Source organism: Candidatus Merdisoma sp. HCP28S3_D10 (assembly GCF_052065835.1).
GTDB lineage: Bacteria > Bacillota > Clostridia > Lachnospirales > Lachnospiraceae > Laedolimicola.
Map to the genome: position 1 here is coordinate 327,605 of NZ_JBQHTG010000002.1, position 18,539 is coordinate 346,143.

Genomic DNA, 18,539 nt, shown 5'->3' on the forward strand with positions numbered 1-18,539 from the left:
TTCCCAAAAGGAGGGTTTTTATGGTAAAAAGAATTCTGGCCGGAGCGATTGGGATCGTTCTGTTACTGACCCTGGCATACTATTCCGGAAGCCTTATGTCTGAGCGTGCTATGCAAAAAGAGCAGGCGAAGCTGCAGAAGCGGATTGAGCAGCTGGAATCAGCTGCAAAAAAGGCGGCCTCTGCCCCGCGGCTTGTGCAGTCTGAGACGTCGGAAGCGGAACAAACAGCCCGGTTTTATCTAAAGGAACAAAGTGGAACCGTTTCCATCTATCAGGGGGACGGCACAACGTTGTATGAGACGACAGATATCCCCATTTCTCTGCTTCCGGAAGCCTTGCAGGGGGAAATCCGGGCGGGAAAAGCAATTCGGGACGAGGCAGCACTTTATGATTTCTTGGAGAATTACTCCAGTTAAACTTGCTATTCCGCCCGTTATGGTGTAAAGTTAAAAGGATAAAAAAGATAGACAGGAAACTGTGACGAGGAACAGACAGCATGAATGCAGACTACAGAGAAAAGATAAAAGATAAGAAAAGAATTGTGGTAAAGGTAGGAACCTCCTCCCTGATTCATAAGGAGACGGGAAGTCTGGATCTGATTAAGGTGGAGCACCTGGTCCGGGAGCTTTCGGATCTTCATAACCAGGGCAAGGACGTGATCCTGGTTACCTCAGGAGCCATCGGCGTGGGAAGAAAGGCGGCGGGATTAAAGGAAAAGCCGGAAAGCGTCCCTACAAAGCAGGCCTGCGCGGCCATCGGACAGGCGCGCCTGATGATGATTTACCAGAAGTTCTTTGCGGAATACAATCAGGTGGCAGCCCAGATCCTGATGACCCGTAATACCATGATCAACCGGAAAAACCGGCGGCATGCCCAGGATACCTTTGAAGAGCTTCTGGCTCTGGGCGCCATTCCGGTTGTAAATTCCAACGACAGTATCTCAACCTTTGAGATTCTCCACGGCGATAATGACACCCTGTCAGCCATCGTAGCTTCTCTGGTGGACGCGGATTTGCTGATCCTTTTGTCTGACATCAACGGACTTTATACGGACAATCCCAATACCAATCCGAAGGCTGAGTTTGTTCCCTTTGTGGAATATCTGGATGAAGAGCTGATGGGAATGGGAAAGGACGCCGTAAGCTCCGTCGGAACCGGCGGTATGGCGACCAAGTTGATTGCGGCAGAGCTGGCTACGGCAACAGGCGCCGATATGCTGATTGCTAACGGCGGCGACATGAGTGTTATCCATAAGATCGTAAACGGGGAGAGATATGGAACCTTTTTCCAGGCACATAAAGATGAAAGTTTTGATTTAAAGACATTTCTGGAGGCGCATTTTTCATGAGAAAATCAGGTTTGGTACTGGAAGGCGGCGGCACCCGCGGCGTGTTTACAGCGGGCGTACTGGATTATTTTATGGAGCAGAGAATGTATCTGCCCTATGTCATCGGCGTATCGGCGGGAGCCTGCAACGCGGTGAATTACGTCTCCCATCAGCCTGGGAGGATGAAGCTGTGTACCATCGACTTTCTGGAGGCAGGCAGCTATATCGGCCTTAGGTCTCTGGTGAAGACCCACAGCCTGTTCAATATGGATTTGATTTTTGATATCTTTCCCAATAAAATCATTCCCTTTGATTATGATACTTACTTTTCCTCCGGAATCGAATGTGTCCTGACAGCCACCAATGCCCTGACGGGAAAGGCGGCCTATCTGACAGAAGATCAGGACAGACAGAGGCTGATGGCTATCTGCCGTGCTTCCTCCAGTCTTCCGGTTGTATCCCCGCTGGTAAAGGTGGACGATATTCCCATGTCGGACGGCGGCGTGGCTGATTCCGTTCCCATCCGGAAGGCTCTCCGTGATGGGGTAAAAAAGCCCATTATCATTCTGACCAGACAGGAGGGCTATCGGAAGGCCCCTGCCAGAAAAACCCTAAAGATGGCCCAGATTATGTATCAGAAGTACCCGAATCTGATCCGTGCCATCAAGTACCGCGCGTACTATTACAATCGTACCATGGAGCTGATCGAGGATCTGGAAAACCGGGGCCATGTGTACGTGATCCGTCCCCAGGTTCCGGTGGTAAAGAACACGGAAAATCATGAGGCAGTTCTTACAGAATTTTACAATCATGGATATGAATACGCAAAGGATGTGTTTGAAAAAGCAGCAGCCTTTGTCGAATGGGAAGGAGATAAATAAATGGATCCACAGAAGATTGCCCGCATCAATGAGCTGTACCGCCGCTCCAAGGCGGAAGGCCTGACGGATGCGGAAAAGAAAGAACAGAAGCTTCTGCGTCTGGAATATATTGAGTCTGTCCGCAAAAATCTCAGAGGACAGCTGAACAACATCGATATTAAAGAAAAGGACGGAAGTATCGTAAATCTGGGTGAAAAATATGATGAAAACAGAAAAGGAAACTAAAAAGGAACAAAAGAAAGTACTGCGAAAAGAGATTAAGTCTCTCCGGGCAGCTCATACGGATGAAGAGATCCATGCCATGAGTCTGAAGGTACGGGATCAGGTGCTGACCCTGCCGGAATACCAGGCTGCGGAAGTGCTTTATATTTATGTAGACAGCAAACATGAGGTGGAGACTTCAGATATCATCCGGGCTGCCTGGGCAGACGGAAAACGGGTGGCTGTGCCGAAGGTACTGGGAGAGAATATGAAATTCTTTTATATTACTTCCCTGGAGGAGGACCTGGAGGAAGGCTATTATGGCATCCGGGAGCCATACGAGAAACATCCGGCTGACGAATGCGGTGATGAGAAAAAGGCATTGATGTTAATGCCCGGTGTAGTTTTTGACGAAGAACGTCACCGGATTGGTTTTGGCGGCGGTTTCTACGATCGTTTCCTGGAGGCACATCCGGGGCTTTCCAGAGTGGCGCTGGCCTTTGAGTTTCAGATAAAAGCGCAGGTTCCTTATGAGGCTTTTGACATCTGTCCGGAAAAGATCGTGACAGAGAAACGGATCATTGGGAGGGTATAGATGACATTAGAGAGCATTGGACAGAAAGCAAAAGAGGCAGAGCCGGTTCTCCGGGTGCTGGGCCGGGAAGAAAAGGACCGGGTGCTCCAAAAAGCGGCAGAGCTTCTGGTAACAGAACAGGATGAGATTCTGAAAGCCAATGAGCAGGATATGGAAGCAGGCAGAGCTCGCGGTATGAAGCCGGGGCTTCTGGATCGCCTGAAGCTGACCGGGGAACGGATCGAAGGAATGGCAGAGGGACTTCGCCAGATTGCAGCTCTTCCGGATCCGGTGCGCGAGATTATGAAAGACTGGGTACCGGAAAACGGCCTGCATATCCGTCAGGTACGGGTGCCTCTGGGCGTTATCGGTATCATCTATGAGGCGCGGCCTAACGTAACCGCAGACGCCTTCGGACTCTGTTTTAAGACGGGCAATCCGGTGGTACTCCGGGGCGGAAGTGACGCGATTCATTCCAACCTGGCGATCACCCGGGTGCTGCAGAAGGCTCTTCAGCTCTGCGGTTATCCAGAAACCGCGATTCAGCTTCTGACAGATACCAGCCGGGAGACGGCGGCAGCCTTTATGAAGCTGAACCGATACATAGATGTGCTGATTCCCCGGGGAAGCTCCGGGCTTATCGCTACGGTAGTAAATAACAGTACCATTCCGGTTATCGAAACCGGATCCGGAAACTGCCATATCTATGTGGACGAGACAGCGGATCTCAATCAGGCAGTGGATATTGTATACAATGCCAAAACCCAGCGGATTGGCGTCTGCAATGCCTGCGAGTCCCTGGTGGTAAACCGGAAGGTAAAGGATGAATTCCTGCCTCTTCTGGCAAAACGCCTGCAGGAGAAACAGGTGGAGCTGCGCGGCGATGAGGCTGCCCGGGAGGCAGTTCCCATGCAGAAGGCTACGGAAGAAGACTGGGGAACGGAATATCTGGATTATATTCTGTCAGTAAAGACCGTGGATACCATCGAGGAAGCCATTGCCCATATCAACCGTTATAACACCGGACACTCTGAGGCTATTATTACAAAGAATCAGGAGCACGCGGATAAGTTTTTAAAGGAAGTGGACGCGGCAGCCGTGTATGTCAATGCTTCTACCCGTTTCACGGATGGCTTTGAATTCGGCTTTGGCGCGGAGATTGGCATCAGTACCCAGAAGCTCCATGCCAGAGGCCCCATGGGACTTGTGGCGCTGACTTCCTATAAGTACGAAATTACCGGAAACGGACAGGTAAGGGGGTAGGAGATGAGAGTTATAGCAGGAACAGCCAGAAGTATGCCCCTTCGCTGTATCGAAGGCCTGAATACCCGGCCCACGACAGATCGGATCAAAGAAACCTTGTTTAATATGCTGCAGCCGGAGATTCCGGGCTGCCGTTTTCTGGATCTCTTTGGCGGCAGCGGCGCTATCGGTATCGAGGCCCTGAGCCGGGGAGCGGACTTTGCCGCTTTTGCGGAAAATAACCGGAAGGCTTATGACTGTATCGGAGAGAACCTGGCGTTTACCAGACTTGCCGACCGGGCCCGGGTATTTTTTATGGACGCTCTGGGAGCGCTACGGGTACTGGAGGGAGAAGAACCCTTTGATATCATTTTTCTTGATCCGCCCTATGGAAAGGGACTGGAGCAGGAGGTGCTGGCTTATCTTCGGAATTCCGGACTCATGACGGAAGATACCACCATCGTTCTGGAGACAGCGCTTTCGGAGGATACGGACTGGATAGAGGATCTGGGCTATCGGATCCGTAAGATAAAAAAATACAAGACGAACCGGCATCTTTTTATAGAGCCGGATGAGGGAGACGAATGATTAGAGCAATCTATGCGGGAAGCTTTGACCCGGTAACCAAAGGACACCTGGACGTGATAGTCCGGGCGGCGCATATTGTGGACGAGCTGGTGGTAGGCGTTCTGAATAACCGGGCCAAGTCTCCGTTGTTTTCTGTGGAAGAACGTGTTAAGATGTTAGAAGAAGTCACAAAGGAATATCCCAATATCCGGATTCGTTCCTTTACCGGACTTCTGGTGGATTTCGCAAAGGAATGCGAGGCCCATATCATCGTAAGAGGTCTGCGGGCAATTACGGATTTTGACTATGAGCTGCAGATGGCCCAGACCAACCGGATCATGAGTCCGGATCTGGATACCCTGTTCCTTACGACCAGTCTGGAATATGCTTATCTAAGTTCCACCACGGTCAAAGAGGTGGCATCCTTCGGCGGTGATATTTCCGCCTTTGTCCCGCCCTATGTGGAGAGAAAAATCCGGGAGCGCATGAAGGAGCGTTACGGAATCTAAATCGGAAATGGAGAGGAGAACGGTTTTATGAGCAGCAAGATCGAACAGATCATCGAAGAAATCGAGGAGTATATTGACGGCTGCAAGCCGCAGACATTATCAAAGACCAACATCATTGTAAATAAAGAGGAGATAGAAGAGCTTCTCAGAGAGCTTCGCATGAAGACTCCGGAGGAGATCAAGCGTTATCAGAAGGTTCTGGCAAACCGGGACGCTATTCTGGCAGACGCCCAGTCAAAGGCAGACGCTATTATCAAGGAGGCCAATATACATACGACCGAATTGATCAACGAGCATGAGATCATGCAGCAGGCCTACGTGCAGGCCAATGAGATTATGGCAGCTGCGGAGGCGGAAGCCCAGAAGCGTCTGGACGCCGCTACCATCGAGGCGAACAACTTCCGGATGCAGGCTATGCGTTACACGGACGATATGCTGGGCAACCTGCAGAATCTGATTCGTCAGACCATGGAGGGACATGCAGCCCGCTATGAGTCCATGATGAATTCCCTGAATAACTTTAATGAGATTCTGGCAAGCAACCGGGCAGAATTAGGTCCGGCTATTACAGAGCAGCCTTCCGGGGAAATGGCGGAAGACGACCAGTAAGCAGCAGATAAATAAAAGCGAGACAGAGGGTAGTCGCTGCAGTCACGGTTTTTGCTTTCAGATAAGAGCCAAGAGATAGATCCGTTCCCTGCAGCATACTTTCTGTCTGGGCAGCTCCGGACAGGCCGCCGAAGGACAGATAAAAAAGAGTCAGAACCCAGGCGGTTTGCGGAGCTATCTCCGGCAAAGCTGCAGTGACAGCAATGCCGTTTGTCATTTCCAGCATTCCTGCCCCGATGCAGGACAGAAGCGGACAGAGATCGAACAGAAACAGTAGGAGCTTTGCCAGCATGGAAAACAGGATAAGATAGCCCCCAAGCTTCAGGATATTTTCCAGTCCGTCCATGATACAGGCATCCACGATTTTGAAGCTGATTTGAGATCCGGATGTCTTTTTTTCTGTAGACAGAGAAGGGAAACAACGTCCCCGTCTGGTCAGCAGGGCGTAGAGAAGTGGAATCCCGTATACCAGAGCCAGGGAAATTGGGATTTGTTCCGGAAGTCCAAGGCTTTCCGTCAGACAATAGCCGGTCAGAAACGCGGGACTGGCGTTGTTGGTAAAGGTAAGAAGGTAAGTTCCTTCTTCCGGCGAGATACGCCGTTCCCGAACCAGATCTGCCGAAATCCGGGCTCCTGCGGGGTAACCGCACAGGAATCCTGCCAGGAGGCAGAAGGAGCCATTGGGAGAAAGTCCGAAGAGTCTCCCGGTAAAAGGCTCGATCAGACGAGTGACGAAAGCGACGCCGTCCAGGACAATCAGAAGCCGGGACAGAATAAAAAACGGCAGCAGTACCGGAATCAGGGCGTGAAACCAGAGCAGCAGTCCTTCCGAGGCTGCAGCGGCGGCCCGGGCGGGCGACAGGAGCATAAAAGCAAAGAGAATCAGACAAAGTATGAGATAACTATATTTTTTCTTCATGAAATTATATATGAAAATAAGGAGGAGTAATATGCGAGTATTAGAAGGTTTAGAGCCTAAGAAGGTATTTGAATTTTTTGAGGATTTGACACAGATTCCCCGGGGATCCGGCAATGAGGCGGGAGCCGCAAAATATTGTATGGAATTTGCCAGAGAGCGCGGTCTTGCCGCTTCCTGTGACGAATTCAATAACGTGGTTATCACAAAAGAAGCCTCCGCTGGTTACGAGGATGCGCCGACCGTTATTATCCAGGGACATCTGGACATGGTATGCGAAAAAGAGGCAGACTGCCCCATTGATTTTAAAAAGGATCCGCTGGATGTGGCTGTAGATGGTGATTTTGTCTATGCAAAGGGAACCACCCTGGGCGGCGATGACGGAATTGCCGTAGCGGTAGCCCTGGCTATCCTGGATGACGACACTTTGTCCCATCCCCGTCTGGAATGTCTGTTTACCACCGGCGAGGAGGTGGGTCTTCTGGGAGCAAAGGATTTTGACGCTTCCCATATGAAGGGCCGCAGACTGATCAACATCGATTCTGAGGAGGAAGGTATCTTTACGGTAAGCTGTGCCGGCGGCATGGTGGGTATCCTGCACATTCCGGCTGTATATCAGGAGACCGAAGGCGTCCGTTATACGGTAACGGTAGACGGTCTGCAGGGCGGTCACTCCGGAGCTGAGATTCATAAGGAGCATGGGAATTCCAATATCCTTATGGGTAGAGCCCTGTGCTGGCTGGACGAGACCGTCAATTTCCGCATTGCAGAGCTGGGTGGCGGACTGATGGACAATGCGATTCCCCGCAGCACTCAGGCAGTTCTCTACGTGCCGGAGGATGAGACGGCAGCCTTCGAGGAGCGTCTGACAGCGCTTGACGCCATCTACAAGACCGAATACGCAGCCAGCGACGCCGGTGTGACTGTAAGTTTTGCCTCAGAAGGAAAGGGCAAGGGTCAGGCCCTGACGCCCAAGTGTGCTTCTATCCTGATGTATGTGCTTCATATGGTGCCCAATGGTGTAATCAAGAACAGCATGGATATTCCGGGACTGGTACAGACCTCCCTGAATCTGGGCGTCCTCAGAATGGACGAGCAGGAAGCAACCGCAGTCTTCAGTATCCGCAGCTCCGTAGAGTCTGAAAAACTGGAGCTGAGCAGCCGTCTGCGTCACTGTGTAGAATTCCTGGGCGGAACCTATGAAGAAAAGGGAGACTATCCGGGCTGGGAATACCGTCATGAGTCAGACCTGCGGGATACCATGGTTTCTGTATACAAGAAGATGTATCAGGAAGATCCGAAGGTCATGGCTATCCATGCCGGTCTGGAGTGCGGACTTTTCAGTGGCAAGATGGAAGGACTGGACTGCGTTTCTATCGGACCGAACCTGTATGATATTCATACGCCGAAGGAGCGACTGAGTATTTCTTCCACAAAACGTATCTACGAATTTGTCGTAGAGGTTCTAAAAGAGCTTCGTTAATCATATACTATGATGCCTGGGGCAAAACAAAAGGTGGAGAGTGATTCGGCAGGATGCGTAAGGTCTCAATGACAGGCGCGCTTTTACTGTTGGCGGGACTGGGTCTGTTTATCCTGGGGCTGGAAGCGCAGCTTCGGGATAAGGCCCTGTCAGGCCGGACAGTGTCCATGCAGGCAGAAGAAACAGCCCGGAGATACTATGGACTGTACGAAAACATCTGGAAGGATCTGGAATGTTTTCCGATTCCTCAGGACAAGAACGGAGAGCCTGTCATCACCTATGAAAATACCTGGCTTTTTGAGCGTACCTACGGCGGAAGCTATGGCCATGAGGGGACGGATCTGATGCCGCCGGAAAACAAAAGCGGCGTCTATCCGGTGGTCAGTATCAGCGATGGAACCGTAGAACAGCTTGGCTGGCTGGAAAAGGGCGGCTGGCGGATCGGTATCCGGAGCATTCACGACGTCTATTTTTATTATGCCCATCTTTCCTCCTATGCAGAGGAGTTTCGAAAAGGAGATCCCGTGCAGGCGGGACAGCTTCTTGGCTATATGGGCGATACGGGGTATGGAAAGCAGGCGAGTACCAGGGGACAGTTTCCGGTGCATCTGCATCTTGGGATTTATCTTCGTAGCGAAGAGTTCCCGGAGCTGGCAGTCAATCCCTACTGGTTCCTGCGCTATCTGGAATCACATCGCAAAGTGGTGGCAGGAGCGGCACCCGGGTAAGAAGGAGAGGTTTTATGGAGATACAATTGTGGCGGGAAATATTAAATCCCTATGAACTGGCCGTCAAGGAAGTGATGACCAAGTTCAACCATCTAATCAAGGAGCACCGGGATCGGGGGCTTTACTGTCCCATCGAACAGGTGGACGGCCGCGTAAAGACCATTTCCAGTATTCTGGACAAATGTCAGAAGAAAAAAATCGATCTGGAGGATATTGAAGAAAAGATCTATGATCTGGCCGGTATCCGTATTATCTGTCAGTTTGTAGAGGATATCGACAAGGTGGTAGAGATTATCCGCAACCGGAAGGATATGGAGATTCTCCAGGAGCGGGATTACATACGGGAAATGAAAAGCAGCGGCTATCGCAGCTATCACATGATCATCTGCTACACGGTAGACACCCTGAAAGGTCCCAAGCGTCTTCAGATGGAGGTACAGATCCGTACCATGGCCATGAATTTCTGGGCTACGGTGGAGCATTCCCTCCAGTACAAATACAAGCGGAATATCCCGGATCACATCAAGGAACGCCTGCATAACGCGGCAGACGCGATTATTACCCTGGATAATGAGATGTCTACGGTGCGCAGTGAGATTATGGACGCCCAGATCTCCTTCCGGATACAGGCCAACATTGTGGCTGACATTCTGAACAACCTGCAGAATCTCTACCGGGTAGCCAACAAGCGGGAAATCCTGAAAATCCAGGATGAATTTTACCGGATTTATGCCATGAACGATATCGATCAGCTGGAGCGCTTTGACCGACAGCTGGATATGATTGCGGAGGGGTACCGGGCCCAGTCCTTACCTATCGAAGAATAATCCCTGAACGGAGGAACTATGCAGTTACAGTTACCGGAAACCTTTTTACAGGAAATGAAAGAACTGCTGGGCGGCGAGTATGACGCCTGGCTGGAAAGCTACGAAAACAGCGAAGGCTACCGGGGCCTCCGTGTCAATACCGGAAAGCTTTGTCCGAAAGAGTTTCAGACTCTTTCGGCCTTTTCTTTGCGACCGGTTCCCTGGACAAAAAACGGCTTTTATCTGGAGGAGCAGGAGCGGGCCTCCCGGCATCCCTACTATGCGGCGGGGCTTTATTATCTTCAGGAGCCCAGCGCCATGACGCCGGCTGCCTGTCTGCCCGTTGAGGAGGGAGACCGTGTGCTGGATCTCTGCGCGGCTCCCGGCGGAAAGGCCACGGAGCTGGCCGCAAAGCTTCACGGAACAGGTGTTCTGGTAGCCAATGATATCAGCAATTCCCGGGCAAAGGCGCTGCTTAAAAATCTGGAGCTTTTCGGCGCCGGCAATATTCTGGTGACCAGTGAAGCCCCGGAGCGGCTTCTGGAGTATTTTCCCGGCTGGTTCGATAAAATTCTGGTAGACGCGCCCTGCTCCGGCGAGGGAATGTTCCGAAAGGAGCCTTCCATGGTAAAGGACTGGCTGGAAAAGGGACCGGATTATTATGCCCAAATCCAGAGAAACGTTGTACATACGGCGGCGAAGCTTCTCCGTCCGGGCGGGCTTCTGCTTTACTCCACCTGTACCTTTTCCCGGCATGAAAATGAAGAAACCATCGAAGGACTGATGAAGGAGGAAGGCTTTTCCCTGCTGCCTCTGCCCCTGCCGGAATCCCGAAGAGAGCTTGGCTTTGCGCCGGGACTGGGCGCCTGCGCGGAGGCGGCAAGACTCTTTCCCCACCGTTTACAGGGAGAAGGGCATTTCGTAGCGCTGCTGCAAAAACCGGTTGAAGAGGCTTCTGTTCCGATGAAGCCTGCGAAGGCGGATTCCCGGGGAAGCCTAAAAAAGCTTCCCACGGAATGGCTGGATTTCGCAAAGGCTCTCCGTATAGACTGGAACATAGAACGTTTCCGGCTCTATGACGGCAGGCTTTATTTGCTTCCGGAGCCGCTGCTGAATCAAAATATCCGTTCCCTCCGCTTCCTGCGGACAGGCCTCTATCTTGGCGAAGTAAAGCAGAAGCGTTTTGAGCCCAGCCAGGCGCTTGCCATGGCGCTTCGAAAAACGGACTATGCCAATACAATAGACCTAAAGGCTGAAGACGAACGTGTGCTCCGGTATCTGAAGGGCGAGACCCTGGATCTGGAGGATCTGGTTTCCCGGAAGACCAAAGGCTGGTGCCTGTTCTGCGTAGATGGCTTCCCACTTGGCTGGGGAAAGCTTTCGAATGGAAGCTTGAAAAATAAATATTATCCCGGATGGAGGTGGTAGTATGCGGCTGGATAAATACCTCTGTGAGGCGGGCTTCGGAACCAGGAGCGAGGTAAAGAAGCTTCTGCGAAGCGGTGTCGTCACCGTAAATGATACGACTGCCACAAAGCCGGAAGCAAAGCTTCAGGATGGGGATCGGGTTTTTGTATCCGGAAAAGAGGTCTCCTTTTCCCGTGTGGAATACTGGATGCTCCATAAACCGGCCGGATATATCTCGGCCACCGAGGATCGGAAGCTCGCTACGGTTCTGGAGCTTCTGCCAGAGAACGCCCGTTCGGATCTGTTCCCGGTGGGACGTCTTGATCGGGATACAGAAGGCCTGCTATTGCTTACCAACGACGGGAAGCTGGCTCACTACCTGCTTTCACCGAAACGACATGTGGACAAGACCTATTACGCCCGCATCCGGGGGCAGGTAAAGCCGGAGCATGTACAGGATTTCCTGGAGGGATTGGATATCGGCGATGAAAAAAAGACCCTTCCGGCCAAGCTTCGTATTTTAAAATCCGGCCAGGAGTCTGAAATCGAAGTAACCATTCGGGAAGGGCGTTATCATCAGGTAAAACGGATGTTCGAGGCTATCGACTGTGAGGTAACCTATCTCAAACGGCTTTCCATGGGAAGCCTGAAGCTGGATGAAAGTCTGGCTCCTGGGGAATGCCGGCTGCTTTATGAGAAAGAACTAAGAAACCTAAAGGAGGAGACAGGATGCTCGATGGAATAAAAGCAGTCCTTTTTGATCTGGACGGAACTCTGGTAGACTCCATGTGGATGTGGGGCGTTATTGATGTGGAATATATGGGAAAGCATGGGCTTACGGTACCGGAAGATTTACAGCCGGCCATTGAAGGTATGAGCTTTTCAGAAACGGCGGCCTATTTTAAAAAACGATTTTCCCTTCCAGACAGCCTGGAAGTCATCAAGGCCGAATGGATTGCCATGTCCAAAGAAAAATACGCCCATGAAGTACCTTTAAAGCCGGGCGCCCGGGAATTCCTGGAATATCTGAAAACCCATGGAATTAAGGCCGGAATTGCCACCAGCAATGGCCGGGAACTCCTGGATGCGGTAGTGGAGGGGCTTGGGCTTGCCCCTTATTTTGGCTGCCTGATGACCTCCTGTGAGGCAGGGGCGGGAAAGCCCGCGCCGGATATCTATCTGAAGGTGGCAGACAGACTGGGGGTAAAGCCGGAAGACTGTCTGGTCTTCGAGGATACGCCGGCCGGAGCCCGGGCCGGAAAAAGCGCGGGCGCGAAGGTATGTTCGATTTACGATGTCTACGCGGAAGCCCGGCAAGAGGAAAATCGTCGGATAGCCGATTATTATATCAGAGATTTTTACCAGGTGCTGGACGGAAGCTACGAGCTTCTGGTAAAAGAATAGGAGTTATTACATGAAGCAGGGATTTTTGCCCGCAACCAAAGAAGAATTACAGGAGCAGGGAATTACGCAGCCGGATTTTGTCTATGTCATCGGCGACGCCTACGTGGACCATCCCTCCTTCGGTCCGGCCATCATCGGCCGGGTGCTGGAGAGCCATGGTTACACTGTGGCAATCCTTTCCCAGCCGGACTGGAAAAATCCGGAAAGCGTCTGTGCCTACGGGGAACCCCGTCTGGCCTTTCTGGTATCCTCCGGAAATATGGATTCCATGGTAAATCATTATTCCGTGTCAAAGAAGAGACGGAAAACCGACGCCTTTACGCCGGGAGGAATCATGGGAAAGCGTCCGGATCGGGCGGACATGGTTTACAGCAACCTGATTCGCCATGCCTATAAGCACGTACCGATTATCCTGGGCGGCATCGAAGCCAGTCTGCGGCGTCTGGCCCACTATGATTACTGGGCGGACGGTTTTAAACGCTCCCTGCTCCTGGACAGCGGCGCGGATCTGATTTCCTACGGAATGGGAGAGCGCTCCATCGTGGAAATCGCGGACGCCCTGGCTTCGGGAATCTCCATCCGGGATGTGACCTTCGTCAATGGAACCGTCTATAAAACCAGCCATCGGGAAGATATCTATGACGCCGTTTTTCTGCCGGATTATGAGAGCATGAAGGCAGATAAAACCCTTTATGCCGAAAGCTTTGCGATTCAGCAGAAAAATGCGGATCCCATCCGTGGTAAGCGAATGGCAGAACAGTATTCAGAACATTTGTTTGTAGTTCAGAATCCGCCTGCCCGTCCCCTTTCCGAGGAAGAAATGGACCAGGTCTATGATCTGCCCTTCCAGAGAGCCGTACATCCCTCCTGTCTAAAGGAAGGCGCGGTTCCGGCCTTCTCTGAAATCAAATTCAGTCTGGCCAGCTGCCGCGGCTGCTTCGGAGCCTGCAGCTTCTGTGCCCTGACCTTCCATCAGGGCCGGATTATCCAGACCCGCAGCCATGAATCCCTGCTGCGGGAGGCAGAATGCATGACAAAGGACAAGGATTTCAAAGGCTATATCCACGATGTGGGAGGCCCTACGGCAGATTTCCGGCAGCCTGCTTGCAAGAAGCAGCTGAAGGCCGGGGCCTGCCCGGAGCGTCAGTGTCTGTTTCCGAAGCCCTGCCCGAATCTGCAGGCAGATCACAGGGATTACATCAGCCTTCTCCGGAAGCTGCGGGCCGTTCCCGGCGTCAAAAAGGTATTTATCCGTTCGGGTATCCGGTTTGACTATGTATTGGCGGATCCGGATCAGACCTTTTTAAAGGAGCTCTGTGAATATCATGTAAGCGGTCAGCTAAAAGTGGCTCCCGAACATGTATCCGACGCGGTGCTTTCAAAGATGGGCAAACCGAACCGCAGCGTCTACGAGGAATTCTGCCGTCGTTATAAGAAAATGAACGAAAGTCTGCAGAAAAAGCAATATCTGGTTCCTTATCTGATGTCCTCCCATCCGGGTTCCACCCTGAAGGAGGCCGTAGAGCTGGCGGAATACTGCCGGGATCTGGGATATATGCCGGAGCAGGTGCAGGATTTTTATCCGACGCCGTCTACCATGTCCACCTGTATGTATTACACCGGCCTGGATCCCCGGACCATGGAGAAGGTCTATGTGCCGAAGAATCCCCATGAGAAGGCCATGCAGCGGGCTCTGATCCAGTACCGGGATCCGAAAAACCGGGAATTAGTGCGGGAAGCCCTGGAAAAATGTGGCCGTAGGGATCTGATTGGTTACGGTCCCAAATGCCTGCTTCGACCGGAGGGCGGAAATCCAAGAGAACGGAGAGAAGAGAAAACAGATTTCCGAAAAAACAGTCCCGCCAAAAAAGCAGGCGGTAAAAAGAAAACCATTCGAAATGTACATAAGAAGAAATAGGAGAAATACATGAGTCAGTATCAACTAATTGCCCTGGATATGGACGGCACACTTCTGAACAGTAAAAAAGAGATTACGCCTGGCTGCCGGGAAGCCATCGAAAAAGCCTTGGCCGCCGGAAAACATGTGGTACTATCCACCGGACGCTGCCGCCCGGAGCTGTCCGCATATCGGGAGCAAATCCCGGGTCTTCGCTATGTAAATTGTACCAGCGGCGCCATGGTTTATGATTTTCAGGAGCAACGAGAACTTTATACAAACAGAATTGAGCCGGAGCTTGTGAGAGAACTATTCCGCCTGGCCCGGAAAGAAGACGCCATGCTGCACATCCTGGATGAAAAATCCCTGGAACAGACGAATCAGCTGGCCCGGATTGAATTGTTTGGTATGGGACCCTATAAAGAGCTGCATGCCAGTGTCGTAGAGCCCCACGATGATCTCTACGGCTTTTACATGGCCAACCCCTTTCCGGTGGAAAAGGTCAATCTTTACCATCGAAGCATGGAATCCAGGGAGCGGACGAAGGAACGGATTCGGACGTCAGACCTTCCTTTGGAAATGGTGGACGCGGAAAACTCATCCCTGGAGATTACAGCAAAAGGCGTAGATAAGGGCGTCGGTCTTACCAGGCTTTGCGAAGCACTGCAAATCCCTATCGACGCAACCATTGCCGTTGGTGACGCCGATAACGATATCCGGGTACTGGAGACAGCCGGTCTGGCTGTGGCTATGGGAAATGCGGCAGATCACATTAAGGCAATTTCCGATGTAACAGTGGCAGACTGTGAGCATGACGGCTGCGCGGAAGCTATCTATCAGTATCTGTTGAAATAATACCGGAATAATCAGGAGGCAGAAGCTATGGAAAAGAAACGGGCATCCATTGCCATTGTAACAGGAGCATCCTCCGGCATCGGCCGGGAATTTGTTTGTCAAATTGCGGAAAGCTACCGTTCCATCTCAGAGATCTGGGTGATTGCAAGAAGAGAAGATGAACTTCTGCGTCTACAGGAAGAATTAAAGGAGAAAACCCTCATCCGGACGCTTCCCATGGATCTTTCTGAAAAGGATTCCTGCGGGGAGCTTTCGCGCCTCCTTCGCAAGGAACGTCCGGTGATCCGGATTCTGGTCAATTCCGCCGGACTGGGCCATGCGGGAAAGCTGGAGCAGCAGGACATTGACGAGGTTTTATCCATCGTAGACGTCAACTGCAGGGCCCTAACGGCAGTTACCATGGCCTGCCTGCCTTATTTCAGAAAAGGCAGCCGGGTTATCCAGATGGATTCCGGATCCGCTTTCCTGCCGCAGCCCGGGTTTGCCGCCTATGCGGCCAGCAAGGCCTATGTGCTGTCCCTGTCCCGGGCATTAAAGGAAGAGCTGCGGGATCGCCGGATATCGGTGACTGCCGTGTGTCCGGGTCCGGTAAAAACAGACTTTTTCGCGGCAGGCGGTATTGAGCTGAATCCGGTGAAGCGCCTGTTTCTGATAAAGCCGGAGCGTGTGGTGCGAAAAGCTCTCTTTGACGCGGAGAAAGGACGTGCGGTATCCATCTGCGGCGGCAGTATGAAGCTGGTGAAAGCCGCCTCTGGCATTCTGCCTCAGGGCGTGATGACGCGGCTCTCAGCCATGCTGTTTTCTTTTTAAAAAGGAGAGGGATTACTTATGAAAAATACGGTTGGAACTCTGACTACACTGTGCTATCTGGAGCAGGATGGAAAATTCCTGATGATGCACCGCATCAAAAAGAAAAATGACGTCAATCAGGATAAGTGGATTGGCGTGGGCGGCCATGCGGAGGCCTATGAAAGCCCGGAGGACTGTCTCTTACGGGAAACCCTCGAGGAAACGGGACTGACCCTGACCGATTACCGGTTCCGGGGAATCGTAACCTTTGCCCTGAAGGGCATGGAAACCCAGTATATGTGCCTCTATACGGCCACAGGCTGGGAAGGAGAGCTTGATTATAACTGTCGGGAAGGCGTACTAGAATGGGTGCCGGAGGAACGGATCCATGATTTGGAGCTCTGGGTTGGCGATAAAGTCTTCTTTAAACTGCTGGCCGAGGATGCGCCGTTTTTCTCCTTAAAGCTTGGTTATGACGGCGACACGCTGGAGGAGTGTGTGCTGGACGGAAAAGAGCTGGACTGGAAAGCGTACCTTAATCTGTAAAACCGGGGAGGATTCAAGTATGTACAGCACCGCGTTCTGTAAAGTTTATAACCAGTTTGGGTGGAATTATTTTCCGGAAGCCTTTGGGGAACAGCTTCTCACCTGGCTGAATCAGCATCAGATCGTTGTCCATAAAAGCCTTGATTTGGCCTGCGGTACCGGAGTGCTCTGTGAGCTTCTGGCGAAAGAAGGAGTCGAAGCCTGGGGAATGGATTTTTCCGAAGGGATGATTGCCATCGCGAAGGAACGGAATTCCCATATCCATTACGAGGTGGCCGATATGATCACCTATCGTCCGGAAGCCTCCTTTGATCTGGTGACCTGCACCGGGGACGCCCTGAACCACATTATGGAGTTGGCAGATATTGACCGTATCTTTGCCAATGTATCCGCATATCTGACCGAGGGCGGGTACTTTATCTTCGACATTCTGAATGAAAAAGAGGTTCCCATGGCAGAGCCCATCGACCTGGACTTCAGTGAAACCGTTAAGGCTCAGTTCATGGTGACCCATGATCCGGACGGCCGTATCAATCTGAATACAACCGTATATGAAAATGGCGTAAAGCAGTTCGAAGAGAATATCCGGGAAATCGTCCATGACGAAAAGGCAGTCTGCGCCCTTCTGCAAAAAAACGGGTTCCGGGTAGAAAAATGCGCCAACCATTTTCTGGAAAATGAAGGGAATTACAGCAAAACCTGGTATATCATCGCCCGGAAATCAGACTAGCGTTCCAGTATCGTTACCTGGGCATCTGCGTAATCATTGAGAAGCACATACTGATTCTTCAGTCCTTCTGTTAGGTAGATTTCGCCGGTATCTGTTACAAAAATCGCTTCGAAATCATCACTGGCAGCCCAGAAACGGGCTGCCTTTTCCAGTCCCATGACAAAGAGGGCAGTGGAAAGCGCGTCACAGACGCTGCCCTGTTCCCCGATAACGGATACGGAGAGAAGACCGCTCCTGGCGGGGCGGCCGGTGGCCGGATCCATAATGTGCCAGTAGGTCTGTCCGTCCTGTTCAAAATACCGTTCATAGCCGCCGGAGGTAATCACAGCCTGGTCGGAGACAGACAGCGCCATCATAGGACTGCTTCCCTTTGGATCCTGAATGCCGATACTCCAGGGTGTTCCGTCCGGCTTGGAACCGATGGTCTGTACATTGCCGCCCAGATTCAGAAGGGCCGAGGTGACGCCATGATCCCGCAGATACTGCGCGGCCAGCTGCCCGGCGTAGCCCTTGGCGATGCTGCCCAGATCGATGGTCATTCCCTCCGGAATCGTGACCTGTCCGGTGGCGCTTTCGTATTGAATCTTTGTATAGTCTACCAGCGGCAGAAGCTTCTGAAGCGTCTCCTCTTCCGGAACCTGATATGCTCCGGTGGTAAAGCCCCAGGCCCGGACTACCGGGTAGACAGAGATATCCAGCATTCCGTCTGTCCGGCTGCACATGGACAGAGCCAGCTTCATCAGCTCCTCTGCCTCACCGGTCAACGTACCCGCTCCCTGCAGGTTGATGGCATAGATTTCACTGTCCGGATCCGTAACCGATACCTTTTTCTCCAGATCTGTAACGATTTCTTCTGCATTTCTCAAAAGCTTTGTATCCCCGTATATCTGAAAATCCATAACCGTATCCATGGCAAAAAAAGTGCCGTGGGAAACCGGCGTGGAAGTCTGTATGCCGGAGCAGCCCGCAAGCAGCACAGCGAAAGCCAGGAATATTGTCCATAACTTTTTCATTTGATTCTCCTCCATTCCTTTATTATAGGAATCCGGAACGGAAAATGTCAATCCC

Annotated in this window: 22 protein-coding genes; 20 read left to right on the plus strand and 2 right to left on the minus strand. The window is 51.9% G+C overall.

What is annotated here, in order from left to right:
- Positions 1-20 precede the first annotated feature (20 nt).
- From ACTNCH_RS06675 to ACTNCH_RS06715, 9 genes are all read left to right on the plus strand, one after another.
- Positions 21-416, plus strand: a complete 396-nt coding sequence (locus ACTNCH_RS06675; RefSeq protein WP_441017053.1) for a hypothetical protein — start codon at positions 21-23, stop codon at positions 414-416.
- Between the two features lie 80 nt (positions 417-496).
- Positions 497-1,348 (plus strand): glutamate 5-kinase, encoded by an 852-nt coding sequence (gene proB / locus ACTNCH_RS06680; RefSeq protein ID WP_441017056.1) that lies wholly within the window; start codon positions 497-499, stop codon positions 1,346-1,348.
- Positions 1,345-2,208 carry a patatin-like phospholipase family protein gene (locus tag ACTNCH_RS06685; RefSeq protein ID WP_441017059.1) on the plus strand — a complete coding sequence of 288 codons (864 nt, stop codon included), beginning with the start codon at positions 1,345-1,347 and terminating at the stop codon, positions 2,206-2,208. The genes proB and ACTNCH_RS06685 overlap by 4 nt, the downstream gene beginning before the upstream one ends.
- Positions 2,209-2,433 carry a DUF896 domain-containing protein gene (locus ACTNCH_RS06690; protein WP_441017062.1) on the plus strand — a complete coding sequence of 75 codons (225 nt, stop codon included), beginning with the start codon at positions 2,209-2,211 and terminating at the stop codon, positions 2,431-2,433. It abuts the gene before it with no gap.
- Positions 2,408-3,004 (plus strand): 5-formyltetrahydrofolate cyclo-ligase, encoded by a 597-nt coding sequence (locus tag ACTNCH_RS06695; RefSeq protein WP_441017065.1) that lies wholly within the window; start codon positions 2,408-2,410, stop codon positions 3,002-3,004. Before ACTNCH_RS06690 ends, ACTNCH_RS06695 begins: the two co-directional genes overlap by 26 nt.
- Positions 3,005-4,246, plus strand: a complete 1,242-nt coding sequence (locus ACTNCH_RS06700) for a glutamate-5-semialdehyde dehydrogenase (RefSeq protein ID WP_441017068.1) — start codon at positions 3,005-3,007, stop codon at positions 4,244-4,246.
- A 3-nt stretch (positions 4,247-4,249) separates the two neighbouring features.
- Positions 4,250-4,813 (plus strand): 16S rRNA (guanine(966)-N(2))-methyltransferase RsmD, encoded by a 564-nt coding sequence (rsmD, locus tag ACTNCH_RS06705; RefSeq protein WP_441017071.1) that lies wholly within the window; start codon positions 4,250-4,252, stop codon positions 4,811-4,813.
- Positions 4,810-5,301: a pantetheine-phosphate adenylyltransferase gene (gene coaD, locus ACTNCH_RS06710; protein ID WP_441017074.1), complete on the plus strand. Its 492-nt coding sequence runs from the start codon at positions 4,810-4,812 to the stop codon at positions 5,299-5,301. Before rsmD ends, coaD begins: the two co-directional genes overlap by 4 nt.
- Before the next feature lie 27 nt (positions 5,302-5,328).
- Positions 5,329-5,910, plus strand: a complete 582-nt coding sequence (locus tag ACTNCH_RS06715) for an ATPase (RefSeq protein ID WP_441017077.1) — start codon at positions 5,329-5,331, stop codon at positions 5,908-5,910.
- Here the strand turns inward: ACTNCH_RS06715 and ACTNCH_RS06720 are convergent.
- On the minus strand, positions 5,867-6,829 hold the full coding sequence (locus ACTNCH_RS06720) for a nucleoside recognition domain-containing protein (protein WP_441017080.1): 963 nt from the start codon (positions 6,827-6,829) through the stop codon (positions 5,867-5,869). The genes ACTNCH_RS06715 and ACTNCH_RS06720 overlap by 44 nt on opposite strands.
- Positions 6,830-6,860: 31 nt before the next feature.
- Here ACTNCH_RS06720 and ACTNCH_RS06725 point away from each other — a divergent pair, with 31 nt between their 5' ends.
- The 11 genes from ACTNCH_RS06725 to ACTNCH_RS06775 are packed head-to-tail and all read left to right on the plus strand — an operon-like array spanning position 6,861 to position 17,471.
- Positions 6,861-8,309, plus strand: coding sequence for an aminoacyl-histidine dipeptidase (locus tag ACTNCH_RS06725; protein ID WP_441017083.1), 1,449 nt, complete (start codon positions 6,861-6,863; stop codon positions 8,307-8,309).
- Between the two features lie 53 nt (positions 8,310-8,362).
- A complete protein-coding gene (locus ACTNCH_RS06730; RefSeq protein ID WP_441017086.1) occupies positions 8,363-9,037 on the plus strand; it encodes a M23 family metallopeptidase in 675 nt (224 codons plus the stop codon).
- Between the two features lie 14 nt (positions 9,038-9,051).
- On the plus strand, positions 9,052-9,864 hold the full coding sequence (locus ACTNCH_RS06735; RefSeq protein ID WP_441017089.1) for a GTP pyrophosphokinase: 813 nt from the start codon (positions 9,052-9,054) through the stop codon (positions 9,862-9,864).
- A gap of 18 nt (positions 9,865-9,882) precedes the next feature.
- Positions 9,883-11,271: an RsmF rRNA methyltransferase first C-terminal domain-containing protein gene (locus ACTNCH_RS06740; protein ID WP_441017092.1), complete on the plus strand. Its 1,389-nt coding sequence runs from the start codon at positions 9,883-9,885 to the stop codon at positions 11,269-11,271.
- 1 nt (position 11,272) lies between these two features.
- Positions 11,273-11,995 carry a pseudouridine synthase gene (locus ACTNCH_RS06745; protein WP_441017095.1) on the plus strand — a complete coding sequence of 241 codons (723 nt, stop codon included), beginning with the start codon at positions 11,273-11,275 and terminating at the stop codon, positions 11,993-11,995.
- Positions 11,980-12,654, plus strand: coding sequence for an HAD family hydrolase (locus ACTNCH_RS06750; RefSeq protein ID WP_441017098.1), 675 nt, complete (start codon positions 11,980-11,982; stop codon positions 12,652-12,654). Before ACTNCH_RS06745 ends, ACTNCH_RS06750 begins: the two co-directional genes overlap by 16 nt.
- A gap of 10 nt (positions 12,655-12,664) precedes the next feature.
- Complete coding sequence (locus ACTNCH_RS06755) at positions 12,665-14,572, plus strand: YgiQ family radical SAM protein (RefSeq protein WP_441017101.1); 1,908 nt, start codon at positions 12,665-12,667, stop codon at positions 14,570-14,572.
- Between the two features lie 9 nt (positions 14,573-14,581).
- Positions 14,582-15,406, plus strand: coding sequence for a Cof-type HAD-IIB family hydrolase (locus tag ACTNCH_RS06760; protein WP_441017104.1), 825 nt, complete (start codon positions 14,582-14,584; stop codon positions 15,404-15,406).
- Positions 15,407-15,433: 27 nt separating this feature from the next.
- Positions 15,434-16,216: an SDR family NAD(P)-dependent oxidoreductase gene (locus ACTNCH_RS06765; protein ID WP_441017107.1), complete on the plus strand. Its 783-nt coding sequence runs from the start codon at positions 15,434-15,436 to the stop codon at positions 16,214-16,216.
- Between the two features lie 18 nt (positions 16,217-16,234).
- On the plus strand, positions 16,235-16,741 hold the full coding sequence (locus ACTNCH_RS06770) for an NUDIX hydrolase (protein WP_441017109.1): 507 nt from the start codon (positions 16,235-16,237) through the stop codon (positions 16,739-16,741).
- 19 nt (positions 16,742-16,760) lie between these two features.
- On the plus strand, positions 16,761-17,471 hold the full coding sequence (locus ACTNCH_RS06775) for a class I SAM-dependent DNA methyltransferase (RefSeq protein WP_441017112.1): 711 nt from the start codon (positions 16,761-16,763) through the stop codon (positions 17,469-17,471).
- Here ACTNCH_RS06775 and ACTNCH_RS06780 read toward each other — a convergent pair.
- The gene (locus tag ACTNCH_RS06780) at positions 17,468-18,484 is read right to left on the minus strand and encodes an FAD:protein FMN transferase (RefSeq protein WP_441017115.1); all 1,017 of its coding nucleotides are present in this window, start codon (positions 18,482-18,484) and stop codon (positions 17,468-17,470) included. The genes ACTNCH_RS06775 and ACTNCH_RS06780 overlap by 4 nt on opposite strands.
- Positions 18,485-18,539 lie beyond the last annotated feature (55 nt).

Bases quoted from the DNA above. Each gene is read 5' to 3' on its own strand.
- ACTNCH_RS06730 (WP_441017086.1), top strand. From the start codon at position 8,363: ATGCGTAAGGTCTCAATGACAGGCGCGCTTTTACTGTTGGCGGGACTG.
- ACTNCH_RS06700 (WP_441017068.1), top strand. From the start codon at position 3,005: ATGACATTAGAGAGCATTGGACAGAAAGCAAAAGAGGCAGAGCCGGTT.
- ACTNCH_RS06740 (WP_441017092.1), top strand. From the start codon at position 9,883: ATGCAGTTACAGTTACCGGAAACCTTTTTACAGGAAATGAAAGAACTG.
- ACTNCH_RS06690 (WP_441017062.1), top strand. From the start codon at position 2,209: ATGGATCCACAGAAGATTGCCCGCATCAATGAGCTGTACCGCCGCTCC.
- proB (WP_441017056.1), top strand. From the start codon at position 497: ATGAATGCAGACTACAGAGAAAAGATAAAAGATAAGAAAAGAATTGTG.
- ACTNCH_RS06695 (WP_441017065.1), top strand. From the start codon at position 2,408: ATGATGAAAACAGAAAAGGAAACTAAAAAGGAACAAAAGAAAGTACTG.
- ACTNCH_RS06770 (WP_441017109.1), top strand. From the start codon at position 16,235: ATGAAAAATACGGTTGGAACTCTGACTACACTGTGCTATCTGGAGCAG.
- ACTNCH_RS06675 (WP_441017053.1), top strand. From the start codon at position 21: ATGGTAAAAAGAATTCTGGCCGGAGCGATTGGGATCGTTCTGTTACTG.
- ACTNCH_RS06750 (WP_441017098.1), top strand. From the start codon at position 11,980: ATGCTCGATGGAATAAAAGCAGTCCTTTTTGATCTGGACGGAACTCTG.
- ACTNCH_RS06775 (WP_441017112.1), top strand. From the start codon at position 16,761: ATGTACAGCACCGCGTTCTGTAAAGTTTATAACCAGTTTGGGTGGAAT.
- coaD (WP_441017074.1), top strand. From the start codon at position 4,810: ATGATTAGAGCAATCTATGCGGGAAGCTTTGACCCGGTAACCAAAGGA.
- ACTNCH_RS06760 (WP_441017104.1), top strand. From the start codon at position 14,582: ATGAGTCAGTATCAACTAATTGCCCTGGATATGGACGGCACACTTCTG.
- ACTNCH_RS06745 (WP_441017095.1), top strand. From the start codon at position 11,273: ATGCGGCTGGATAAATACCTCTGTGAGGCGGGCTTCGGAACCAGGAGC.
- ACTNCH_RS06765 (WP_441017107.1), top strand. From the start codon at position 15,434: ATGGAAAAGAAACGGGCATCCATTGCCATTGTAACAGGAGCATCCTCC.
- rsmD (WP_441017071.1), top strand. From the start codon at position 4,250: ATGAGAGTTATAGCAGGAACAGCCAGAAGTATGCCCCTTCGCTGTATC.
- ACTNCH_RS06725 (WP_441017083.1), top strand. From the start codon at position 6,861: ATGCGAGTATTAGAAGGTTTAGAGCCTAAGAAGGTATTTGAATTTTTT.
- ACTNCH_RS06755 (WP_441017101.1), top strand. From the start codon at position 12,665: ATGAAGCAGGGATTTTTGCCCGCAACCAAAGAAGAATTACAGGAGCAG.
- ACTNCH_RS06720 (WP_441017080.1), bottom strand. From the start codon at position 6,829: ATGAAGAAAAAATATAGTTATCTCATACTTTGTCTGATTCTCTTTGCT.
- ACTNCH_RS06715 (WP_441017077.1), top strand. From the start codon at position 5,329: ATGAGCAGCAAGATCGAACAGATCATCGAAGAAATCGAGGAGTATATT.
- ACTNCH_RS06780 (WP_441017115.1), bottom strand. From the start codon at position 18,484: ATGAAAAAGTTATGGACAATATTCCTGGCTTTCGCTGTGCTGCTTGCG.
- ACTNCH_RS06685 (WP_441017059.1), top strand. From the start codon at position 1,345: ATGAGAAAATCAGGTTTGGTACTGGAAGGCGGCGGCACCCGCGGCGTG.
- ACTNCH_RS06735 (WP_441017089.1), top strand. From the start codon at position 9,052: ATGGAGATACAATTGTGGCGGGAAATATTAAATCCCTATGAACTGGCC.